Below are 23501 nucleotides of genomic sequence, written 5' to 3'. Positions count from 1 at the left end.
GCTCTGGAAGTCTTCCTCGAAGCCTTCGAGGGCCCGCTGGACCTGCTGCTGTACCTGATTCGCAAGCAGAACGTCGACATCCTCGATATCCCGGTGGCGGAAATCACCCGCCAGTACATGAGCTATGTCGAGCTGATGAAGAACGTGCGCCTGGAACTGGCTGCCGAGTACCTAGTGATGGCCGCCATGCTTGCCGAGATCAAGTCGCGCATGCTGCTGCCACGCTCCAGCGAGGTGGAAGAGGAGGAGGGCGATCCGCGCGCCGAGCTGATCCGTCGCCTGCAGGAATACGAACGCTTCAAGGCCGCCGCCGAAGGTATCGACGAGTTGCCGCGGGTCGGCCGCGAGGTCCTGGTTCCGCGCCTTGAGGCCCCTCAGGCCAAGGTGCGCAAGCTGCTGCCCGAGGTCGCCCTGGAGGAGATCCTGCTGTCCATGGCCGAGGTCATGCGCCGCAACGACCTGTTCGAAAGCCACCAGATCACCCGCGAGACCTTGTCCACCCGCGAACGCATGAGCGAAGTGCTCGAGCGTCTCAAGGGCGGGGCCTTCGTGCCGTTCGTCGACTTGTTCACCCGCGAGGAGGGCAAGCTCGGCGTGGTGGTAACCTTCATGGCGATTCTCGAGCTGGTGAAGGAATCCTTGATCGAACTGGTGCAGAATGAGCCTTTCGCCCCGATTCACGTCCGTGCCCGGGCAGAGTGACCTGACGACTACCGATGAACCTGAATGAACCCCGCGAACTGGCGTCGCTGATCGAGGCCTTTCTGCTCGCCTCGGGCAAGCCACAATCCCTTGAGCGCCTGTACGAGCTGTTCGAGGAAGCCGAGCGTCCGGCGCCGGCTGTCTTCAAGAAGGCCCTGGAGGTACTGGGCAAATCGTGCAATGGCCGCGCCTTCGAGCTCAAGGAGGTGGCCAGCGGCTATCGCCTGCAGATTCGCGAAGACTACGCCCCCTGGGTCGGCCGCTTGTGGGAGGAGCGTCCGCAGCGCTATTCCCGTGCGCTGCTCGAAACCATGGCGCTGATCGCCTACCGCCAGCCCATCACCCGTGGCGAGATCGAGGACGTGCGGGGCGTGGCGGTGAACAGCAACATCATCAAGACCCTCATGGAGCGAGAGTGGATCCGCATCGTCGGTTACCGCGAGGTGCCGGGGCGCCCGGCGATGTTCGCCACCACCAAGGCGTTTCTGGATCACTTCAACCTGAAGAGTCTCGACGAGCTGCCAGCATTGGCCGAATTGCGCGAACTGGAGCCCGAACCAATGCTTGACCCGGACGAAGCACCGGTGCCGGCGCACCTGCAGGCCCTGGCCGATGCCAGCCTGGGCGAGGAAGGTGAAACCGTAGAGCCGAAAGAAGAGACCAGTTTCCGTTCGCTGTTGGTGGAGCTGGACGCGATGGAAGAGGGGCTCAAGACCGATTTCAATGATTTGCGCGTTGAGATGTCGGAAGAGGCGGATGAGCCTGAGGGCGAGCCCAAGGATTGAACCCTGTGTTGTCGGGGCTGACGCTTTCGCCGGCGAACGCCTTTGGGCGGAAATCCACGGGGCATCCGGAAAAACCTTCTACCCTCCAGTGCGTTCCCCCGCCGAACCGCGTATGATGCGCGCCCGCTTTCACTACTACACCGGGAGGTGCCCAGATGAGTGACAAAGACCTGCAAGACCAACAACCCACCCCGCCGTCCGGCGAAAAACTGCAGAAAGTACTGGCCCGCATCGGCGTCGGCTCGCGTCGCGACGTCGAGGCCTGGATCAGCCAGGGCCGCATCAAGGTCAACGGCGTCGAGGCCACCCTGGGCCTGCGCGTCGACCTGCACGACGCCATCACCGTCGACGGCAAGCTGATCAAGCGTGTCGAGGCCGCCGAGGCGACCCGCCGCGTGATCATGTACAACAAGCCTGACGGCGAGATCTGCACCCGTGACGACCCGGAAGGCCGCCCGACCGTGTTCGACCGCTTGCCGCGCCCGAAAGAGGGCCGCTGGATCAACATCGGCCGCTTGGACATCAACACCACTGGCCTGCTGCTGTTCACCACCGACGGTGAGCTGGCCAACCGCCTGATGCACCCGTCCTACGAAATGGACCGCGAGTACGCCGTGCGCGTGCGCGGTGAGGTCGACGACGATATGGTCGATCGCCTCAAGGCCGGCGTGATGCTCGAAGATGGCCCGGCCAAGTTCACCGATATCCAGAAGGCGCCGGGTGGTGAAGGTTTCAACCACTGGTACCACTGCGTGGTGATGGAAGGCCGCAACCGCGAAGTACGCCGCCTGTGGGAGTCCCAGGGCGTGGTGGTCAGCCGCCTGAAACGCGTGCGTTTCGGCCCGGTGTTCCTCAACTCCGACCTGCCGATGGGCCGCTGGCGCGAAATGAGCCAGGGCGAGATCGACATCCTGGCCGCCGAAGTCGGCCTGCAGCCGGTGGCGTTGCCGGAGATGAAGCTCAAGGCCAAGGATAAACTCGAGCGACTGCAGCGCAAGTCGACCCGCCCGCTGGGGCGTGGTGAGCGTGTGCGCACCCTGCGTCCCGCCCAGGAAGGCCAGGGCGAGCGCCCGGCACGCCCAGCGCGTGAAGAGTCGGCGCCGCGCAAGAGCAGCCGTGGCAGTGCGGTGGCCGAGCGCCCAAGCGAGATGCGCAAGCGTCCGGCCCGCCCTGAGGGCGACAAGCCTGCTGGCCGTGGTCGTGGCAAGCCGCGCGGTTGATTCCACCTGGTAACGAAAGAGCCAGCCTTCGGGCTGGCTTTTTTGTGCCTGTCGGAAATGCTTCGCCAGCAAGCCGGCTCGTACGAAGGGCGACATCTAGCTGTAGGAGGCTACTTGCCGGCGAAGGGTCGCGAAGCGGTCCAAGTTCCTGAATGCGCTGAAAATTTCCTGGTGGGTGGAAAGTTTTCAAACCGCCATGTAAAGAAATTTATACAAAAATAGCCATATAACCCGGCCTGCCCGATTTTTTCAGCCCTTCGTAACAAAAATTTTCCACGATCCTCGCCGCAGAGCCTCCGAGCCTCCGTTCACCCCCTTCCAAATCCCCCGTCCAACCGCTGAGATAGCGCCATTGCCGTGTGCAAAGCCAGGCAGGACCGCCAGGCACCAAAACAACAAAACGGAGGCGCCATGTACGCCGATCACTCCGCCTTTTCAGGCCTTCACCCCAGGACCGGTGCGTTTTTTCATCAGGAAACGACGCAACGCGTTGACGCCTGCGCGTTTGCAGGGGTATACAATGCGCCGCGTTTTACCTGTGACCCCCTTGCGTACCGCGCACTCTTGCTGACACCCGGTTGACCCGCACTTTCGCGATCGACCTGTCCAAGAACCCAAGGTAACCACCTTGCCCATTCCGCTGCGCCACGAGTGCGGTGGGTCCGATTCCGTCACAGATAAAAACAAGCAGGTGACTTCGTTCATGAGTGGACATAACTCACAGTCCGGCGAACTCAAGCGTGGCTTGAAGAACCGCCATATCCAACTGATTGCCCTGGGCGGCGCCATCGGCACTGGATTGTTCCTGGGCTCGGCCGGCGTGATGAAGTCCGCTGGCCCGTCGATGATCCTCGGCTACGCCATCTGCGGCTTCATTGCCTTCATGATCATGCGCCAGCTCGGCGAGATGATCGTCGAGGAGCCGGTGGCCGGTTCCTTCAGCCACTTCGCACACAAGTACTGGGGCGGTTTCGCCGGCTTCCTGTCGGGCTGGAACTGCTGGGTGCTGTACATCCTGGTCGGCATGTCGGAGCTGTCGGCGGTCGGCAAGTACGTCCACTACTGGTGGCCGGAGATCCCGACCTGGGTGACCGCGGCAGCGTTCTTCCTGCTGATCAACGCCATCAACCTGATGAACGTGAAGATCTTCGGCGAGGCCGAGTTCTGGTTCGCGATCATCAAGGTTGCCGCCATCGTCGGCATGATCGGCCTGGGGGCCTACCTGCTGACCAGTGGCAGTGGTGGCCCCGAAGCCTCGGTGACCAACCTGTGGGCCCATGGTGGCTTCTTCCCGCATGGCGTTAGCGGGCTGGTGATGGCCCTGGCCTTCATCATGTTCTCCTTCGGTGGCCTGGAAATGCTTGGTTTCACCGCCGCCGAAGCCGACAAGCCGAAGACCGTGATCCCCAAGGCGATCAACCAGGTCATCTACCGCATCCTGATCTTCTATGTGGGCGCCCTGGTGGTACTGCTGTCGCTGACCCCTTGGGACAGCCTGGTGGCCAGCATCGATGCTTCCGGCGGCAGCTATGGCAGCAGCCCGTTTGTCCAGGTGTTCTCGTTGCTCGGTAGCGACGTGGCCGCGCACCTGCTGAACTTCGTGGTCCTGACCGCGGCGCTGTCGGTGTACAACAGCGGCACCTACTGCAACGCCCGCATGCTCCTGGGCATGGCCGAGCAGGGCGATGCCCCGGCGGCATTGGCCAAGGTAGACCGTCGTGGCGTGCCGGTACGTTCGATCCTGGTGTCGGCGGCCGTGACGCTGATCGCGGTGCTGCTCAACTACCTGATGCCACAGAACGCCCTGGAGCTGCTGATGTCGCTGGTGGTGGCGACCCTGGTGATCAACTGGGCGATGATCAGCTACTCGCACCTGAAGTTCCGCCAGCACCTCGACCGCACCGGCCAGAAGCCGCTGTTCAAGGCGCTGTGGTACCCGTACGGCAACTACCTGGTGCTGGCGTTCGTGGTGCTGATCCTGGGCATCATGTTGCAGATTCCTGGCATCCAGGTGTCGGTGTACGCGATGCCGGTATGGCTGGTGGTGATGTATGTGTTCTACGTGCTCAAGAGCAAGCGTGGGGCGCAGGCCAACGGTGCTGCGGGTAGCGTGGCCAAGTAAGCGCTGAGGCGTTTCGAGAAAACCCGATGCCGGGCAACTGGCGTCGGGTTTTTTGTTGTCTGTGCCGGCCTTTTCGCCAGCAAGGCTGGCTCCTATGGGTGTTATGTGAGCCAGCCTTGCTGGCGAAAAGTCAGATCTGCTGGAGCAACCAGCCGCGAAACGCCCGCAGCGAGGGCAGCGCCTCGTTCCTCGGCGGATAGATCAGGTAGTAGCTGCGCTGGCTGGCAAACGGCGCCCCGGGGCTGAACAGTTCGCCACTGACCAGTTCTTCCTCCACCAGGATTCGCGGCACCAGCCCGATGCCGATCCCTGCGCGCACCGCCTGGATCAGGTGCGAGGTCAGCTCGAAGCTAGGCCCCAGACGCATCGAGCGATGGGGCAGGGCGTGGTGGGAGAACCACTCGCCCCAGGCGTGTGGGTTGTTGGCGACATTGAGCAATACCTCTTCGCTGATTCGCGCGGGACTCCAGCATTGTCCGCCGCGTGCACTGTCCGGTGGCAGGATCACCACCAGTTCCTCGGCGTGCAGGCGATGGCAGATCAGGCCAGGCAGGTCATGGGTGGCCACGCCGATGGCGGCGTCGATCTCGCTGGTGTCGAAATTGATTGCCTCGATACGTGAATGAATGTGCACCAGCATGCCTGGGTGGGCGCTGTAGAACGCATGCAGGCGTGGCAGCAGCCATTTCGAACCGAAGGTTGGCAGGGTCGCCAGGCGCAGGGTGCCGACGCCGGACTGATAGGCCAGGGCCTGCAGGGTGGCGCTGCGGATGCGCCCGAGTGCTTCGCTGAGTTCACGTTGATACAGGCGGCCGACATCGGTCAGTTGCACCTGGCGCCCTTCGCGGCGGAACAGCGTGAGCCCCAACTGTTGTTCCAACGCCTGTACCTGGCGGCTCACCGCGCTCTGGGTCAGTGACAGTTCGGTGGCGGCGCGGGTATAGCTTTCATGCCGCGCGGCGGCCTCGAAGGCCAGCAGCAGCGACATCGAAGGGGTGAGGTGGCGGTAATTCATTCATAAAGCTCATCGATAGCGGCAGGAATATCCGTTTGCCCCTGGCGCGAAACTACAGGAACATTGGCGCATTCGAAATCCTCCCATGAGCCATTCATGCCGGAGTGACAAGATTTCCGTGAATTAGCCGATATCAAAGAGGCATCCTTCGATGATCGCCCAGCTGCCACCCCGCGCGCCTGCCGTCCACTACCCCGAATTCCTCGAAGCCCTGAAAAACAGCGGCTTCCGTGGCCAGATCAGCGCCGACTACGGCACCCGCACCGTTTTGGCCACCGACAACTCCATCTACCAGCGCCTGCCCCAGGCGGCGGTGTTCCCGCTCGATGCCGACGACGTGGCGCGGGTCGCCACGCTGATGACCGAGCCACGCTTTCGCGATATCAAGCTGACCCCACGTGGCGGTGGTACCGGCACCAACGGCCAGTCGCTGACCGACGGTATCGTCGTCGACTTGTCGCGGCACATGAACACCATCCTCGAGATCAATGTCGAGGAGCGCTGGGTACGGGTCCAGGCGGGCGTGGTCAAGGACCAGCTCAATGCCGCGCTCAAACCTTACGGGCTGTTCTTCGCGCCGGAGCTGTCCACCTCCAACCGCGCCACCGTTGGCGGCATGATCAACACCGATGCCAGTGGCCAGGGCAGCTGCACCTACGGCAAGACCCGCGACCACGTGCTTGAGCTGCACAGCGTGCTGCTCGGTGGCGAGCGCCTGCACAGTCTGCCAATCGACGACGCGGCGCTGGAGCAGGCGTGCGCCGCGCCCGGCCGGGTTGGCGAGGTGTATCGCATGGCTCGGGAAATCCAGGAAACCCAGGCCGAGTTGATCGAAAGCACCTTCCCCAAGCTCAATCGCTGCCTGACCGGCTACGACCTGGCGCACCTGCGCGACGAGCAGGGCCGCTTCAACCTCAACAGTGTGCTGTGTGGTGCCGAAGGCTCGCTGGGCTACGTGGTCGAGGCCAAGCTCAATGTGCTGCCGATCCCGAAGTACGCAGTGCTGGTCAACGTGCGCTACAGCAGCTTCATGGATGCCCTGCGCGACGCCAATGCGCTGATGGCGCACAAGCCTCTGTCGATCGAGACCGTCGATTCCAAGGTGTTGATGCTGGCGATGAAAGATATCGTCTGGCACAGCGTCGCCGAGTATTTCCCAGCTGACGCCGAGCGCCCGACCTTGGGTATCAACCTGGTGGAGTTCTGCGGTGACGACCCGGCCGAGGTCAATGCACGGGTCGAGGCATTCGTCGGGCACCTGCAGCGCGATGGCAGTGTCGAGCGCCTGGGGCATACCTTGGCGGAAGGTGCGGAAGCAGTGACCAAGGTCTACACCATGCGCAAGCGTTCGGTAGGCCTGCTCGGCAACGTCGAGGGCGAGGTGCGCCCGCAGCCGTTCGTCGAGGACACCGCCGTGCCACCGGAGCAACTGGCCGATTACATCGCCGACTTCCGTGCCCTGCTCGACGGTTACGGCTTGGCGTACGGGATGTTTGGTCACGTCGACGCGGGTGTGCTGCATGTGCGTCCGGCGTTGGACATGAAGGATCCGGCCCAGGCCGCGCTGATCAAACCGATCTCCGATGCAGTGGCAGCGCTGACCCAGCGCTACGGTGGCCTGCTCTGGGGCGAGCATGGCAAGGGCCTGCGCTCCGAGTATGTGCCGGCGTACTTCGGCGAGCTGTACCCGGCATTGCAGCGCCTGAAGGGCGCGTTCGACCCGCACAACCAGCTCAACCCAGGCAAGATCTGCACCCCACCGGACAGTGCCGAAGGCCTGACGCCGGTGGATGGCGCACCTCTGCGTGGCGACCTGGATCGCACGATCGACGAGCGTGTCTGGCAGAGCTTTGGTAGCGCCGTGCACTGCAACGGCAACGGCGCCTGCTACAACTACGACCCCAACGACGCCATGTGCCCTTCATGGAAGGCCACCCGCGAGCGTCAGCATTCACCGAAGGGCCGTGCCTCGCTGATCCGCGAATGGCTGCGCCTGCAGGGCGAGGCGAACATCGACGTGCTCGCCGCCGCCCAACGCAAGGTGCCCTGGCTCAAGGGGCTGCCGGCGCGACTGCGCAACAGCCGTGCGCGCCAGCAGGGGCAGGCGGACTTCTCCCACGAGGTGTACGACGCCATGGCGGGGTGCCTGGCGTGCAAGTCCTGCGCCGGGCAATGCCCGATCAAGGTCAACGTGCCGGACTTCCGCTCGCGCTTCCTCGAGCTGTACCACGGCCGCTACCAGCGCCCGCTGCGCGACTACCTGATCGGCTCGCTGGAGTTCACCATCCCGTACCTGGCCCATGCACCGGGACTGTACAACGCGGTGATGGGCTCGAAATGGGTGGGCAAGTTACTGGCGGACAAGGTCGGCATGGTCGACAGCCCGCTGATCAGCCGCTTCAACTTCCAGTCCACCCTGACCCGTTGTCGCGTCCAGGTGGCCAGCGTGCCGGCCCTGCGCGAGCTGACCCCGGCCCAGCGCGAGCGCAGTATCGTGCTGGTGCAGGATGCTTTCACCCGCTACTTCGAGACGCCGTTGCTGGCCTCGTTCATCGAACTGGCCCATCGCCTGGGGCACAAGGTGTTCCTGGCACCCTACAGCGCCAACGGCAAGCCGCTGCACGTGCAGGGCTTCCTGGGTGCTTTCGCCAAGGCGGCGGTCCGCAACGCTACCCAGCTAAAGGCCCTGGCCGACTGCGGCGTACCGTTGGTGGGGCTGGACCCGGCGATGACCCTGGTCTACCGCCAGGAGTACCAGAAGGTCGATGGCGTGGAGTGCCCGACGGTGCTGCTGCCCCAGGAGTGGTTGATGACCGTGCTGCCCGAGCAGGCGTCGGCGAAGGCCGACAGCTTCCGCCTGATGGCTCACTGCACTGAGAAAACCAATGTGCCAGCCAGCACCAGGCAGTGGGAGCAGGTATTCGCTCGCCTGGGGCTGAAGCTGGTCACTGAGGCCACCGGCTGCTGCGGCATGTCGGGTACCTATGGGCACGAAGCGCGTAACCAGGAAACCTCGAGGACCATCTTCGAGCAGTCCTGGGCGACCAAGCTGGACAAGCAGGGCGAGGCATTGGCCACCGGGTACTCGTGTCGCAGCCAGGTCAAGCGCATGACCGAGAAGCAGCTGCGCCACCCGCTGGAGGTGGTGCTGCAGTACACGCAGCGCTGAAGGGTGGTTAGCTGGCAGGCCGGCTCCAGGTGCGGGGTAGGGGTTCCCACAGAGCGTCACGATAAATTCGTAGTCGGCTTTACCAGCGAATGGGCTCAGCCCCCGCGCAAGCGCCGCGCCTGGCGGTACAGGTACAGGCTCAATACCACCCCGCATCCTGCCGCCCCAGCCGCAAAGAGGAACATCGAGGCGAAGCCGAACCCCGCCGCTACCGCGCCCACCAGCGGCCCGGTGATCCCTAGCGACAGGTCGATGAACAGCGAATAGGCGCCGACCGCCGCGCCGCGGTTGGCCGCTGATACCTGGTTGACGGCCTCCACCCCCAGTGCCGGGAACACCAGCGAAAAACCGAACCCGCTCAACGCCGCGCCGGCCAGGGCCATTTCGGCGCTGGGCGCGAGCCACAGCATCAGCAGCCCCAGCGTCTCGACGGACAGGCAGGCAATCGCTACGCGCAAACCGCCGATGCGGTTGATCAGGTTGCCGAACAGCAAGCGTGCACAGATGAAACTGGCGCCGAACAGGCTCAGGGTCAGTGCGGCGTTGGGCCAGCCGCGGCTGGCATAGTACAGCGTGATGAAGGTGGCGATGGTGCCGAAGCCGATCGAGCCCAGGGCCAGCCCCGAGCCATGGGGCAACACCTTGCCCAGCACCCGCAGGAATGGCAGGCGCACGCCGGCAACGACCGGTGCGGCACGCTTGGGCCAGGCCAGCAGCAGGCCGCACACGCCCAGCAGGATGATGCTCGCGCCCATGCTCCACAGCCCGAGGTGCTCGACCATCAGCACCCCCAGGGGCGCGCCGATGGCCAGCGCGCCGTAGCTGGCGATGCCGTTCCAGGAAATCACCTTGGCGGTGTTCTGCGAACCGACCCGGCCGATACCCCAGCCGATCGAGCCCGAGCCCACCAGGCTCTCGGCGCTGCCCAGCACCAGGCGGCCAATGAACAGGCAGGCCAGGCTCAGCGAGGGCAGGTGGGTGAGGAAGCTGCAGGCCAGCATGAACACCCCGCTCAGGCCGCAGCCGAACAGGCCGTACATGACCGCCTTCTTGCTGCCGAGGTTGTCGATGATGCGGCTGGCGGTGGGGCGGCTGAGCAGGGTGGCCAGGTACTGCACGCTGATCACCAGGCCGGCGATCACGGCGCTGAACCCCAGGTCGTTGTGCACATAGCCTGGCAATACGGCCAGGGGGATGCCGATGTTCAGGTAGCCGATGAAGGTGAACAGGACGATGGCGACCACCTGGGCGGTGGTCGCGAGCGAGGACGGATGTTGCTCGGGCATGAGGGGGTCCGGAAACGATAAAGCGAGTGCGCGGACATCATAGCCTGGCGGGAGAGGGCTGTGGGTGAAGGTCGCGTCCTGCGGGGCGCCGTCAGTTGTTGTTGTATGGCAGCAACCAGCTGACGCTGAAGTCGGCGTTGGGATAGTCCAGGCGTAAACGAGGCAGTACGAAACCGCCGCAGGAACGACAGGTATCCATCAGGGTGAAGACCCTGATGCTGGTGACATCGTCAGGCAGGTTGAGCAAATCCTGGTTGATCGTCGAGGCGATCAGGCGCTCGGAATCCAGGTGACGTCGATGGTTCCTGATGGTCAGGAAGTTGGCGCGCCGCAACACGGTAAGGTGGGTGAAACGTGGGTCCGGATCCAAGCCCTGCATGCGTGCGCGGGCGTCGATGTAATCGATAGGCGGATGCTGGCCGGGCGCAGGGGGCTGGACCATGATCCTCTGCCTGGCCCTGCCGCCGGATAACGCGAAGTACACGCGGCGGTTGCCGTTGCGCAGCGTGACCGTGGCAAAGGCAAAGTTGGCGCCCGACAGGTGTTGCCTCAACTGATTCATGCCGTTGTCCGTGAGCATCTGGGCAACTGTCATCGGGGTATATCCCGCGCGTGTCCCCGACGCGGGCAGCAACAGATTGAGCACGCCGTTGACATGCAGTTGCTCGACGGCATCGAACCTGGCCAGGTTATGGAAGTCGGGGATGATCTGTTTGTTCAGCCCCACCACATCGTTCAGTGAAAAGCCGGCCAGTCCATCCTGCGCTCGAGGTGAGGTCAGGATGTTGCGGGCGAACTGCGGGTACTGCGCCTCTTCCATCTGGTCGAGCACGCTTTGCAGGGCTGTCGGGCCGCTGGGGGGATTGCTGCGCCGCTGGTAGCGTACCCAGTCACGCAGTAGGTCGGCGAGGTTGTCGATGTCTTGTTGCAGGTTCGGCCTGGCGGCCACGATACGGTAGGTCTCGCTGATATCGAGGTATTGGGCGATGGCATCGAGATCGGTGACTCGGGTGAATGTCAGACGCGTATGCTGTGCCGGGGTGGGATATTGGGTAGGTGTCAGCGTACCCTGGCGCAAGGCGGCTGTCTGGCTATGTTGCCAGGCTTCGAAGTCGAATGGGGCGCCGTAGAACACGCCGGTATCGGCTTCGACCAACAACCAGTCGCGGTCCAGGTATTCGACGCGTGCACCGCGCAGGGTGCGACGGTCAGCAAGGCCTTGGGTCAGCCGGCCTAGCCGGACCGGTGGGCAGTGGCCGGTGAACAGCGCGACCTGGTCGGCCGTCATGTCGGCCGGCAGGCCGAACCAGTGCTCGCTTACCGGGTAGCCCAGTACGCCTTCGTCGTAGTAGTGCGGCGGATTGAGCAGGCCCATGGCATCGGCCTCGTCATCGCTCAGGGGGGTGAGGACCATCCGGTTGCTGGCAGGTTGGCGTCCCCTGCCGGGAATGACTTCCTGCGTGTATTGCACCAGGCGGTTCTCGCGCACCATGACTTGTGCCACGCTATCGCTGTTCGCGCCATTGACGCGGTAGGTGATCGGCTGCGGTTCGATACGGATGGTCTCGAAGGCGTGGCTGACCTGTTGGCCGTAGGCGGGTGTACCAGCCTGGTTGGTGGCTGGCGCCAGCTGGAGCGCGATACCTTGCGCAGGGGCATCCGGATAGGGGGGCGGTTGGCGCACAGGGTCCTGTGCCCACAACAGGGGCGTCTGGCGTACGCGCTGGGCTACGCCTGCGGGCTGGCCGATGCGGTGGCGATAGGCGATACCGTTGACGATCGCGTCGACATGGTCTGGGTCGCGGATGATGAATACCGGGTAGACGACGGGGTTGGACGCTTTTTCCCAGGCTCTGGTGATATCGTCGCCCTCGCCCAGCAGCAGGCGGATGACATCGGGCTTCTGGCCGGGTAGCAACTTGTCCTGGGGTATCGCTGCGGTGAGCTTGGCCCGTGCGCTTGGGGCGGTGCTGCCCGGCCAGCCGCTGGGGCCTGCGCCATGGCGATGCAGCTTGGTGGGCAGTAGCTGGCCTTTCCAGTGCCTGGCGGCTCGCAGCATGCCAAGGCGCAGTGCGCTGGCGTTCCTGCCAGCTGCGCCATAGAGCCGCGCCAGGGGTTTGATGATGCGTCCGCCCAGGGCAAAGGCACTGCCCAAGGTGCCAAGTGCGTCCAGGCCGCAGCTCAACGCTTCTGTGCCATTGCGCACGCCGAAGCAGCCTAGCCCGGGTACCAGGTTGGAAAACAGCTTGAAGAGGTAGCGTCCGGTGCTATCCATGCGCCGTTCGGCGAGGAAGTGTTCGTGCGGTGTCGTACCTTTGCCGCTGCTGTACAGTGCGTCGCAGTTGCCCAAAGCGATTGAGTCAGCGTAACACCGGATCAGTGCTTCCAAGCGATGCTCAGTCGGCGCTTTGCTCAATTCGACAGTTTTCGGCCACGGCGCGACCTGCCAGGGAATATCGGTTTCGTTGTAGTCGTGGTAGTCGAAATTCAGGGCGTCGCTCCATCGTTCGCGTTGTGTGCCGGTGAGGAGATGGCGACGCCATGTCAGCTTCTCTGGAAACAGTTCATAGAGGGTGTCGACAGTGTCGCCGGAGAGATGGACGATGATGCCTTGGGTGCCGGTTTCCGCTCTCCAGTCCGCGATGGGTGAATCGCCGTAGCTGGGAACGCCGCCTTTGACAGGGCCTATGTATGCAGGCCATGTGACGGCATGGCAATGCCAATCACTGTTCTTCAGTCGATCCTGATCCGTTTGGGGGAGATGGCGCAGTAAACGCTGCATGATGTCGCCATAGGTCATTTGGGCACGTTGGCGCCATGCCTGGAACTCGTGGTCGTAACGAGCCGTGGCGTCGGGCAGCGTGCTGTGCCGGTAGCCTGCTCCGTGATCCAGGTAGGCATTGAGGTGCAGTTGGTTGTCCACGTTGCGGTCCTGTGGAGCAATACCTACCTGGCGCAACTCATGCCGAGCCAGCTCGAAGCGATCGGGCAGGTCGCGCAGGCTCTCCCGGTCCCAGGCGGTGAGGTAGTGGTCATAGGCCAGTTGCCATTGTGCTTTCGACCAGGGCGGGGATTGCTTGAGCACGCCCTGCAACTGGGCCCATTCGGCAACTGTCGCCGCCAAGGCCTCCTCGAAAACCGGAGTCTCCTGCTGGTCGGGCAGATCGGTGGCCTGCTCCGCGGCGGCAAAGGTCAATGGCTTGCGCTGGGCCAGCAGCAGATAGGCGCCTTGGCGCAGGTTGGCCCAGCGCACATCGTGGTCGTAGAGGTAGTCGTCGGGGTCGTCGTCGATCAGCAACTCCGGGGCGAAGCGGCGCAGCAGCAGTTCGGCGGCAAGCTCAGCCATGGCGGGGACACCGCCGAGATGAAGGTGCAGGCTATTGATCAGGTCCAGGCGCAGGTCGCTCAGATGCTGGTACTTGTTGTGCGCGTTGAACAGCTCGAAATCGAGGATGTGGCCTGGGCGGCGCTTGGCCGCAGGATAGAGCGCGTCGATCAAGGTCTGTTCGGCCAGGACGCGGTACATGGGTGCGTTTGCCGGGGTGCTGTCCCATTGCGCCGCCGCCGCCAGGCGTTGGCCCAGGCGGTCGAAGGGGATGGCGCCAAGCAAGGCGTCGAGCACCTCGCCTGCCGGTGCGTTAAGGGCTGAGCCATCCAGTGTGATGCGCCCATGCTGGTTGGCTGGCTTGCCTGCCTTGCGCTCCCGGGCAGTGGGGAAGCGATAGTGCAGCCCTTGGTAATAGAACGCGGCCTGTAATTCATTGAGCAGTTTCTCGAAGAGGTGTTGACCGGGTGTTGCTTTGAGCAGGTGATTGGCCAGGACAGGAAGGTCAAGGTGGTCGTCGAGTTCCAGTGCGGGTTGCCATGGGCGCGGGTGCGTCGCCCTCAGTTTGCCGCGTAGCAACAATGTTGCCGCGAGATAGGCATCCGCGCGCCTGAGGCGTGGATATTGGTGCCAGAGCGCCTGGGCGAAACTGGCGACTGCGTAAGGTGTGTCGAGGTGTGGATCGGGCTGTAGCTCAGGGGATCTGCCGATGTCGGCTGCCTTGATCAGTTGTTCGGCCAAGGTGCCATAGAACAGTGCGCATTCGTTGAGGTTTGCTGGCAGGGAGAGTTCTCGGCCTAAAAAGCGATTGAGGTACTGCCTGGCGTGCTCGCTACCCAGAGCTGTATCCAGGGCTGTCATGAGCTCCATATCCATGAGCGCTCTTGGGTAAAGCGCGTCCATGCTGAAGGCTTGGTCGAAATGGTCGCTAAGCGAGGTGGCGATATCCCGCAGGCCGGAGAGCTCGCTGGTGACGATGACATCGGCAGGGGTCAGTGCAAGGATTTTTGCCTTTTCGGCGGCGTTGAGATTAGAGCGACGGGACATACAGGACCTCCGTATTTGGAAGGCCGCAGTCTGTCGAGTCCAGGCAGGCTGGGGTGGTAATGGGTTATCGCGTCGCGTGGACGGCTTCTGGACGGTGTGAAAACGTGATGATGGGGAAGCTTTCGCGGGTCAGCCGTTTTCACACTGTCGAATGGTGCGCGGGTTATTCCTGGTCAGCGCTGGATTGATCGTCACCGTCCTGGTCGACGGCGGGCGTCGGTTCGGTGTGGGCGGCAACGGATTGCTCTTCGGGGTTCAGGCTTGGGAAGGGAAGATTCGGGATTTCATGCATCTCGTCGTTCCTCGCAAGTGTGAGTGAAAAGGCGGCGCCAGTGCGCATGTGTGGCTTCGAAAAGCTGGGGCAGGATACAGCAGTCTGGATGACAGTTTGGGATTTTTGCCGGGCGTTGGTCGGTTTTTGTGGGCGATCAGCGCACCGCCGACTTTGACATGGCCACCGCAAACCCCTGTAGGAGCGGCTTTAGCCGCGAACCCCGGCAAAGCCGGGGCTGGCTCCGCGTTGCGTGCTTCGCGGCTAAAGCCGCCCCTACACAGGTACCGCGATATCAGCGGCAGACGTCGGCGATGGCCGCTGCCAACTGTTCCAGGCGGTGCGCGTCGGCCCCGGCAATATTCGCCCGGCCTGTACCGACCATGTACACGCTGTGTTTCTCGCGCAACAGGCGCACTTGCTCGGGGTTGAGCCCGGTGTAGGAGAACATCCCGCGTTGCGCGGCGATGTGCGCGAAGCGCTCGGCCAGGCCGTGTGGCGCCAGTGCCTGCACCAGGCCTTCGCGAAGTTCGGCGATGCGCTGGCGCATGGCGTTCACTTCTTCGACCCACAACGCCTTGAGCGCCGGATCGCCGAGGATCTCGGCGACCACCGCCGCGCCATGATCCGGCGGCGTCGACCACAGGTTGCGCGCAAGGAACGCCAGTTGGCTGCGTACATCCAGCAGTTTTTCCGCGTCGTGGCTGCACACCAGCAGGGCGCCGGTGCGGTCGCGGTACAGGCCGAAATTCTTCGAGCACGAGCTGGTGACCAGCAGTTCCGGCAGTTCGGTGGCAAACAAGCGCACGGCCCAGGCGTCTTCTTCCAGGCCGTCACCGAAGCCCTGGTAGGCGAAGTCGATCAACGGCAGCAGGTTGCGCCGCTTGACGATGTCGAGCACCGCACGCCAGTGGTCCTGGCCCAGGTCGAAACCGGTGGGGTTGTGGCAGCAGGCATGCAGCAACACCACGTCGCCTTCCGGCGCCTGTTCCAGCGCGGCGAGCATGCCGCCGACGTTCAGGCGGTTGTCCTTGCCCACGTAGGGGTAGTGGGACACCTTCAGCCCGGCACCGGCGAAGATCGTCTCGTGGATCGGCCAGGTCGGGTCGCTCAACCAGACGCCGCGGCCCGGCAGGCAATGGGCGATGAACTCCGCCGCCAGGCGCAGGGCGCCGGTGCCGCCAGGGGTCTGGGTGGCGCCGGCGCGCTGGCTGGCCAACAGCGGTGAAGCGCTGCCCAGCACCAGTTCGCTGACCAGGCGCCCGAACGCTGCGTCACCATGGCCACCGACGTAGCTCTTGGTGGCCTGCCTTTCGACCAAACGCTGCTCGGCCTGTTTGACCGCAGCTGGGATTGGCGTCAGGCCTTGGGCATCCTTGAACACGCCGACGCCCAAATCGAACTTCGAGGGGTTGTCGTCGCGGGCGTAGGCTTCCATCAGCCCCAGGATCGGGTCGCCGGGGACCCGACCAATGGCCGAGAAGTGCATCACTTGCGCCCTTCAGCGGTTTCGGCGACCTTGTCGGTGCGGGCGCACATGATGAAGTCGTTGCGGTGCAGGCCCTTGATCGAGTGGCTCCACCAGGTCACGGTGACCTTGCCCCACTCGGTCAGCAGGCCTGGGTGGTGGCCTTCGGCTTCAGCGATTTCGCCGATGGCGTTGGTGAAGGCCAGGGCGTGCTTGAAGTTCTTGAACAGGAACACGCGCTCGAGCTCCATATGGCCGTCGCGGATTTCGATGTTCCAGTCCGGGATCTCGCGGATCAGTTCCGCCAGCTCGTCGTCGGAGACTTTTGGTGCATCCGCGCGGCAGGCTTCGCAATGGGCTTGGTTCAAGGCATTCATGTTTTTTTTCCGATTTGAGTTGTTATCGACAGGGGCGCTCAGGCAGCGACCTTGGGTGGAAACTTCGGGGCGTGCAGGCCCAGCTGCATAGCCTGGTGGACCATGGCCATGATGTCTTCGTGGGCCAGGTCGAACAGGCGCTTCATGTTCGGCAGGACGAAGTACAGGGGCTGCAGGATATCGATACGGTACGGCGTGCGCATGGCTTCGATCGGGTCGAAGGCCTGGTGCTCAGGCTCGTTTGAGAGGCTGTAGACGGTCTCCTTCGGTGAGGAGAGGATGCCGCCGCCGTAGATCTTGCGACCTTGCGCGGTTTCCATCAGGCCGAACTCGATAGTCATCCAGTACAGGCGTGCGAGGTAGACGCGTTGTTCCTTGGTCGCTGCCAGGCCCAGCTTGCCGTAGGTGTGGGTGAACTCGGCGAAGAAGGGGTTGGTCAGCAGCGGGCAGTGGCCAAAGATCTCGTGGAAGATGTCGGGCTCCTGCAGGTAGTCCAGTTCTTCCGGGGTGCGGATGAAGGTGGCGACCGGGAAGCGCTTGCTGGCCAGCAGTTCGAAGAAGGTCTGGAAGGGGATCAGCGCCGGTACGCGGGCGACCTGCCAGCCGGTGGTGGCGCCGAGCACCTTGTTGACTTCACCGAGCTGGGGGATGCGGTCATGGGGCAGCTTGAGCTGCTCGATGCCGTCCAGGTACTCCTGGCACGCCCGGCCTTCGATCACTTTCAATTGACGGGTGATCAGGGTGTTCCACACGGCATGCTCTTGCTGTGGGTAGTCGATAAAACCATGCGCATCGGGCTCGCGCGCCACGTATTGCGTCTGTTTCATGTGGCTCTCCTGGTGAGGGCTTTCTTGTTATGTGCAGGACATACCTTTAGAGATATCCCCACATTCGCCACTTTGCACGGGGTGGCAAGGTGGTCTTCGGCCGCCACTCATCCTGGTTTTGTAACGATAATTTTACAAAATGACCGTGGTGCCGGAAAATCATGGGCATCGAGCTGGCCTTTCTCCCGTTTTTGTCAGCTTATCTTTACGACTTTTCTGCGCGCCAGGGAAAAAACTGGCCGCTTCGAGAGCATTCATGCGTATCAAAGTGCATTGCCAGAACCGCATCGGCATCCTGCGGGACATCCTCAACCTGCTGGTGGAGTACGGCATCAACGTGTTGCGTGGTGAGGTGGGGGGCGATCACGGCAACGCCATCTACCTGCATTGCCCGAACCTGATCAACCTGCAGTTCCAGGCGTTACGGCCGAAGTTCGAGTCGATCGCCGGGGTTTTCGGGGTCAAGCGCGTGGGGTTGATGCCCAGCGAGCGGCGGCACATGGAACTCAATGCGTTGCTGGGGGCGCTGGACTTCCCGGTGCTGTCGATCGACATGGGGGGCAGCATCGTCGCTGCCAACCGCGGCGCCGCGCAGTTGCTCGGGGTGCGGGTGGACGAAGTGCCGGGTATTCCGCTGTCGCGCTATGTCGAGGATTTCGACCTGCCGGAGTTGGTGCGGGCCAACAAGTCGCGAATCAACGGCTTGCGTATCAAGGTCAAGGGCGATGTGTTCCTGGCTGATATCGCGCCGCTGCAGTCCGAACATGACGAAAGCGAGGCTTTGGCTGGCGCCGTGCTTACCTTGCATCGCGCCGACCGTATCGGCGAGCGCATCTATAACGTGCGCAAGCAGGAGCTGCGCGGGTTCGACAGCATCTTCCAGAGTTCGCGGGTGATGGCGGCGGTGGTGCGCGAGGCGCGGCGCATGGCACCGCTGGATGCGCCGTTGCTGATCGAAGGGGAGACCGGTACCGGCAAGGAATTGCTGGCGCGTGCCTGCCACCTGGCCAGCCCGCGTGGCCAGGCGCCGCTGATGGCGCTCAACTGTGCCGGCCTGCCGGAATCGATGGCTGAGACAGAACTGTTCGGCTACGGGCCGGGGGCATTCGAAGGGGCGCGGGCCGAGGGCAAGCTGGGGCTGCTGGAGCTGACGGCGGGCGGCACGCTGTTCCTCGATGGGGTGGGGGAGATGAGCCCACGGTTGCAGGTCAAGTTGCTGCGCTTCCTGCAGGATGGCTGTTTCCGAAGGGTGGGTAGCGACGAGGAGGTGTACCTGGATGTGCGGGTGATCTGCGCGACCCAGGTTGACCTGTCCGAGCTGTGCGCCCGTGGCGAGTTTCGCCAGGACCTCTACCATCGCCTCAACGTGCTGTCGCTGCACATCCCACCGCTGCGCGAATGTATGGATGGCCTGGAAGGGCTGGTGCAGCATTTCCTCGACCAGGCCAGCCGGCAGATCGGCTGCCCGATGCCGCATTTGGCGTCGTCGGCGATGGACAAACTCAGCCAGTACCACTGGCCGGGTAATGTGCGCCAACTGGAGAACGTGTTGTTCCAGGCGGTTTCACTGTGCGAGGGCGGGGTGGTGAAGAGCGAACATATCCGTTTGCCGGACTATGGTGCGCGCCAGCCGTTGGGGGAATTCTCCCTGGATGGCGATCTTTCGCAGATTGTCGGGCGATTTGAAAAGGCGGTGTTGGAAAGTTTGATGAGCGAGTTTCCAAGTAGCCGAGCGCTGGGGAAAAGATTGGGGGTTTCGCACACGACGATTGCCAACAAGTTGCGGGATTATGCGCTGGGCAAGTCAGTGGATTAGTTTTGGAAAGTTGAGGCTGCAAGCCTTCGCGGGTTTGGCCGCGAAAGGGCCCCATAGGGGCCCCGTTTCGCCAGGTCAGCCGTTGGAGCAGCCGTTCCCCATCACGCGGTATTCGAGAATGTGCTTCTGGCCCTTGGAGTCTTCATAGGTCATGCGGGCGGGCACTACTTCGCAGACATTTGGCACTTCGCTCATGGAAAGAACACGGGCGATGTCCAGGTGCTGCGAGTAACTGTACTGTTCAACCGGAATCTGCTCGACATCTTTTGCTTCGCCGGCCAACGCCGCGCCGCAAAAACCGCCAAGTGCCAATACCAGTAAAGCTTTCATTTTCTATTTACCTGTCTAAGGTCGTGAGGGGGCACGCGGCGCTTATGGCGCCGCGAGTACAACAAGTTTCAACTATCAGGATGAGGTGCGGATTAACGTTGCCTTCGTGGGGGCTGTTACCAAGTTAATCGCGTTGCCGTTGCTGGCGAGGTGAATTTTAGGAGCGTGCTCAAGGCTGAAACAGAGGGGGTTTTGATAAAGTCTTTTGACAGAATCTGTAACAATCCCGTGGAAACCAGCCTGGTTTCACTGCCTGGATGGTGCAGTGCCTCGGGTTAGAGCGGTCGCGGTAGAAAGGTAGGTTTTCCTTCCGTCACGTTACTACCAACGTCGAATGGTCTTTGCCGCTCTGGTACAGTTACAAACGGTTCCATACAAAAACAACTATTACACCGAGGTAACACAGATGAGTGCGGCTCCACTGTATCCCGTTCGTCCCGAGGTTGCGGCCAGTACCCTGACCGACGAGGCCACCTACAAGGCCATGTACCAGCAATCGGTGATCAACCCGGACGGCTTCTGGCGCGAGCAGGCCCAGCGTCTGGACTGGATCAAGCCCTTCACCAAGGTCAAGCAGACCTCGTTCGACGATCACCATGTCGACATCAAGTGGTTCGCCGACGGCACTCTGAACGTTTCCTACAACTGCCTGGACCGCCACCTCGCCGAGCGCGGTGACCAGGTCGCCATCATCTGGGAGGGTGACGACCCTTCCGAGCACCGCAATATCACCTACCGCGAGCTCCACGAGCAGGTCTGTAAGTTCGCCAACGCCCTGCGTGGCCAGGACGTGCACCGTGGCGACGTGGTGACCATCTACATGCCGATGATCCCCGAGGCCGTGGTCGCCATGCTGGCCTGCGCCCGCATCGGTGCGATCCACTCGGTGGTGTTCGGTGGCTTCTCGCCGGAAGCACTGGCCGGGCGCATCATCGACTGCAAGTCGAAAGTGGTGATCACCGCTGACGAAGGTGTGCGCGGTGGGCGTCGCACCCCGCTCAAGGCCAACGTCGACCTGGCCCTGACCAACCCTGAAACCAGCAGCGTGCAGAAGATCATCGTGTGCAAGCGCACCGGTGGCGACATTGCCTGGCACCAGCACCGCGACATCTGGTACGAAGACCTGATGAAAGTCGCCTCCAGCCACTGCGCGCCGAAAGAGATGGGCGCCGAGGAAGCGCTGTTCATCCTTTATACCTCCGGTTCAACCGGCAAGCCGAAGGGTGTGCTGCATACCACCGGTGGCTACCTGGTCTATGCCGCGTTGACCCACGAGCGGGTGTTCGACTACCGCCCGGGCGAGGTCTACTGGTGCACCGCCGACGTGGGGTGGGTCACCGGGCATAGCTATATCGTCTACGGTCCGCTGGCCAATGGCGCCACCACGCTGCTGTTCGAAGGTGTACCGAACTACCCGGATATCACCCGCGTGTCGAAAATCGTCGACAAGCACAAGGTCAACATCCTCTATACCGCCCCAACCGCTATCCGCGCCATGATGGCCGAAGGCGAGGCGGCGGTGGCCGGTGCCGATGGCTCCAGCCTGCGCCTGTTGGGCTCGGTGGGCGAGCCGATCAACCCGGAGGCCTGGAACTGGTACTACAAGACCGTCGGCAAGGAGCGCTGCCCAATCGTCGATACCTGGTGGCAGACCGAAACGGGTGGCGTGCTGATCAGCCCGCTGCCGGGCGCCACTGCACTGAAACCTGGCTCGGCGACTCGCCCGTTCTTCGGTGTGGTGCCGGCGCTGGTGGACAACCTGGGCAACCTGATCGAAGGTGCGGCCGAGGGCAACCTGGTGATCCTCGACTCCTGGCCAGGTCAGTCGCGTTCGCTGTACGGCGACCACGACCGCTTCGTCGACACCTACTTCAAGACCTTCCGTGGCATGTATTTCACTGGTGACGGTGCCCGTCGCGACGAAGACGGCTACTACTGGATCACCGGCCGCGTGGATGATGTGCTCAACGTGTCCGGGCACCGCATGGGGACTGCCGAGATCGAGAGCGCCATGGTGGCGCATGCGAAAGTCGCCGAGGCGGCGGTGGTGGGTGTGCCGCACGACATCAAGGGGCAGGGCATCTATGTCTACGTCACCCTCAATGCCGGTGAAGAGCCGAGCGAGCAACTGCGCCTGGAACTGAAAAATTGGGTGCGCAAGGAGATCGGTCCGATCGCCTCGCCGGACGTGATCCAGTGGGCACCCGGTTTGCCGAAGACCCGCTCGGGCAAGATCATGCGCCGCATCCTGCGCAAGATCGCCACGGCCGAGTACGATGCCCTGGGCGATATCTCAACGCTGGCCGACCCGGGTGTGGTGCAGCACCTGATCGACACACACAAGGCGATGAACCTGGCGTCGGCCTGAGGGCGTTTCGCCGGCTAGGCCGGCCCCTGCAGGTTCTCTACGAAACCCCGCCGAGCAATCGGCGGGGTTTTTGCTTTACTGGACAGGTTGTTACTCCGACATTCATCGGTAACCGCGGCTGTCACCGTTTGCGCGCGAAATCGGGGCTTGTGGAAACATTCATGTGCGATTCTGGTGCGTTTCTGCGAGCATTTTCTGCATCGTGGCACGCTGCACTTGCCGAGATACAAGGGTTTGCCAATAATGGGCCCGCTTATTGCTTGGGGTATAGGTTATTTTTCTTCTTGCTCTTGCATATTGCGCAGGAGCTGTCAATATCGCCCGCCGCGGTTCCTGGCGCTTCTGTAACTAGTTGTCGCTTTGAAGAAATATCGACTACCGGGCTGTCGCTAAAATGCCATTCACTCGCTCGTGGTCTGCGACCTTGGTCGAACCCTGCGCGGCTCGCGTTGTACCCATTCGCATATCGGGCAGCCGTTACTACTGCCTTGTATTGCCCCGTACCGATGGAGTTACCTGATGAAGAAGCTCGCACTGCTTGGCGCTCTGGCGCTTTCCGTGTTTTCCCTGGTATCGCACGCCGATGAGAAACCGTTGAAGATCGGTATCGAAGCCGCCTACCCACCGTTCGCCTTCAAGCAGCCCGACGGCAGCATCGCCGGCTTCGACTACGACATCGGCAACGCCCTGTGCGAAGAGATGAAAGCCAAGTGCACCTGGGTCGAGCAGGAGTTCGACGGCCTGATTCCGGCGCTGAAAGTGCGCAAGATCGACGCCATCCTGTCGTCCATGTCGATCACCGATGATCGCAAGAAGTCGGTCGACTTCAGCAAGCGCTACTACCTGACACCCGCTCGCCTGGTCATGAAGGAAGGCGCCACCGTCAGCGACAGCCTCGACGAGCTCAAGGGCAAGAAGATCGGCGTGCAGCGCGGTTCGATCCACGACCGCTTCGCCAAGGAAGTCCTGGCACCAAAAGGCGCCACCGTCGTGCCTTACGGCACCCAGAACGAAATCTACCTGGACGTCGCGGCCGGTCGCCTCGACGGTACCGTGGCTGATGCCACCCTGCTGGAAGACGGCTTCTTGAAAACCGACGCTGGCAAGGGCTTCGCCTTCGTCGGCCCGTCGTTCACCGACGTGAAGTACTTCGGTGATGGCGTGGGTATCGCCGTGCGCAAGGGCGACAAGAAAAATGCCGATCGCATCAACGCGGCCATCGACGCGATCCGCGCCAACGGCAAGTACAAAGAGATCGAGAAAAAGTACTTCAACTTCGATATCTACGGTCCAGACTCGAAGTAAACCATCGAGTTTCACCTGTGCAATGGTGCAAACAGCAGAATCTCTGAGGTTTGCACCATTTTTCATTC

The 23501-nt window shown here is 62.7% G+C and carries 16 protein-coding genes; 8 read left to right on the top strand and 8 right to left on the bottom strand.

Annotated elements, in window-relative coordinates:
• Window positions 1-3: 3 nt before the first annotated feature.
• The 4 genes from IM733_RS11760 (at window position 4) to IM733_RS11745 (ending at window position 4829) form a co-directional block, all read left to right on the top strand.
• Window positions 4-702, top strand: a complete 699-nt coding sequence (locus tag IM733_RS11760; protein ID WP_248921163.1) for a segregation and condensation protein A — start codon at window positions 4-6, stop codon at window positions 700-702.
• A 14-nt stretch (window positions 703-716) separates the two neighbouring features.
• Window positions 717-1487 (top strand): SMC-Scp complex subunit ScpB, encoded by a 771-nt coding sequence (gene scpB, locus IM733_RS11755; protein ID WP_248920969.1) that lies wholly within the window; start codon window positions 717-719, stop codon window positions 1485-1487.
• Window positions 1488-1642: 155 nt separating this feature from the next.
• Entirely contained in the window at window positions 1643-2707 is a 1065-nt protein-coding gene (rluB, locus tag IM733_RS11750) for a 23S rRNA pseudouridine(2605) synthase RluB (RefSeq protein ID WP_248920968.1), read from the top strand.
• A gap of 703 nt (window positions 2708-3410) precedes the next feature.
• Entirely contained in the window at window positions 3411-4829 is a 1419-nt protein-coding gene (locus IM733_RS11745; RefSeq protein ID WP_213657788.1) for an amino acid permease, read from the top strand.
• A gap of 130 nt (window positions 4830-4959) precedes the next feature.
• Here the strand turns inward: IM733_RS11745 and IM733_RS11740 are convergent, their stop codons facing one another.
• Window positions 4960-5844: a LysR substrate-binding domain-containing protein gene (locus tag IM733_RS11740; RefSeq protein WP_248920967.1), complete on the bottom strand. Its 885-nt coding sequence runs from the start codon at window positions 5842-5844 to the stop codon at window positions 4960-4962.
• Window positions 5845-5995: 151 nt separating this feature from the next.
• On the opposite strand from IM733_RS11740, the gene ydiJ reads away from it, so the two are divergent.
• Entirely contained in the window at window positions 5996-9013 is a 3018-nt protein-coding gene (ydiJ, locus tag IM733_RS11735; RefSeq protein WP_248920966.1) for a D-2-hydroxyglutarate dehydrogenase YdiJ, read from the top strand.
• A 95-nt stretch (window positions 9014-9108) separates the two neighbouring features.
• Here ydiJ and IM733_RS11730 read toward each other — a convergent pair whose 3' ends face one another.
• The 6 genes from IM733_RS11730 to phhA all read right to left on the bottom strand — a co-directional run bounded on the left by IM733_RS11730 (window position 9109) and on the right by phhA (window position 17614).
• Window positions 9109-10299, bottom strand: a complete 1191-nt coding sequence (locus tag IM733_RS11730; RefSeq protein ID WP_248920965.1) for an MFS transporter — start codon at window positions 10297-10299, stop codon at window positions 9109-9111.
• A gap of 91 nt (window positions 10300-10390) precedes the next feature.
• Complete coding sequence (locus IM733_RS11725) at window positions 10391-14671, bottom strand: deaminase domain-containing protein (protein WP_248920964.1); 4281 nt, start codon at window positions 14669-14671, stop codon at window positions 10391-10393.
• 163 nt (window positions 14672-14834) lie between these two features.
• The gene (locus IM733_RS25550) at window positions 14835-14963 is read right to left on the bottom strand and encodes a hypothetical protein (RefSeq protein WP_283107530.1); all 129 of its coding nucleotides are present in this window, start codon (window positions 14961-14963) and stop codon (window positions 14835-14837) included.
• Between the two features lie 274 nt (window positions 14964-15237).
• Window positions 15238-16431, bottom strand: a complete 1194-nt coding sequence (locus tag IM733_RS11720; RefSeq protein ID WP_432760407.1) for an amino acid aminotransferase — start codon at window positions 16429-16431, stop codon at window positions 15238-15240.
• The gene (locus IM733_RS11715; protein WP_248920962.1) at window positions 16431-16787 is read right to left on the bottom strand and encodes a 4a-hydroxytetrahydrobiopterin dehydratase; all 357 of its coding nucleotides are present in this window, start codon (window positions 16785-16787) and stop codon (window positions 16431-16433) included. Before IM733_RS11715 ends, IM733_RS11720 begins: the two co-directional genes overlap by 1 nt.
• Before the next feature lie 38 nt (window positions 16788-16825).
• Window positions 16826-17614, bottom strand: a complete 789-nt coding sequence (gene phhA, locus IM733_RS11710; RefSeq protein WP_011534974.1) for a phenylalanine 4-monooxygenase — start codon at window positions 17612-17614, stop codon at window positions 16826-16828.
• Between the two features lie 256 nt (window positions 17615-17870).
• Here phhA and IM733_RS11705 point away from each other — a divergent pair, with 256 nt between their 5' ends.
• On the top strand, window positions 17871-19430 hold the full coding sequence (locus IM733_RS11705; protein WP_213657782.1) for a sigma-54-dependent transcriptional regulator: 1560 nt from the start codon (window positions 17871-17873) through the stop codon (window positions 19428-19430).
• Between the two features lie 75 nt (window positions 19431-19505).
• Here the strand turns inward: IM733_RS11705 and IM733_RS11700 are convergent, their stop codons facing one another.
• On the bottom strand, window positions 19506-19760 hold the full coding sequence (locus IM733_RS11700; protein ID WP_011534972.1) for a DUF2790 domain-containing protein: 255 nt from the start codon (window positions 19758-19760) through the stop codon (window positions 19506-19508).
• A gap of 406 nt (window positions 19761-20166) precedes the next feature.
• On the opposite strand from IM733_RS11700, the gene acs reads away from it, so the two are divergent.
• Together acs and IM733_RS11690 are read left to right on the top strand one after the other, a co-directional pair.
• Window positions 20167-22128 carry an acetate--CoA ligase gene (gene acs, locus IM733_RS11695; protein WP_213657781.1) on the top strand — a complete coding sequence of 654 codons (1962 nt, stop codon included), beginning with the start codon at window positions 20167-20169 and terminating at the stop codon, window positions 22126-22128.
• A 519-nt stretch (window positions 22129-22647) separates the two neighbouring features.
• Entirely contained in the window at window positions 22648-23433 is a 786-nt protein-coding gene (locus tag IM733_RS11690) for an ABC transporter substrate-binding protein (protein ID WP_248920961.1), read from the top strand.
• Window positions 23434-23501: the final 68 nt, after the last annotated feature.

The organism is Pseudomonas entomophila (genome assembly GCF_023277925.1).
Classification (GTDB): Bacteria; Pseudomonadota; Gammaproteobacteria; order Pseudomonadales; family Pseudomonadaceae; genus Aquipseudomonas; species Aquipseudomonas entomophila_D.
This window is presented reverse-complemented; position numbering and strand designations above follow the sequence as displayed.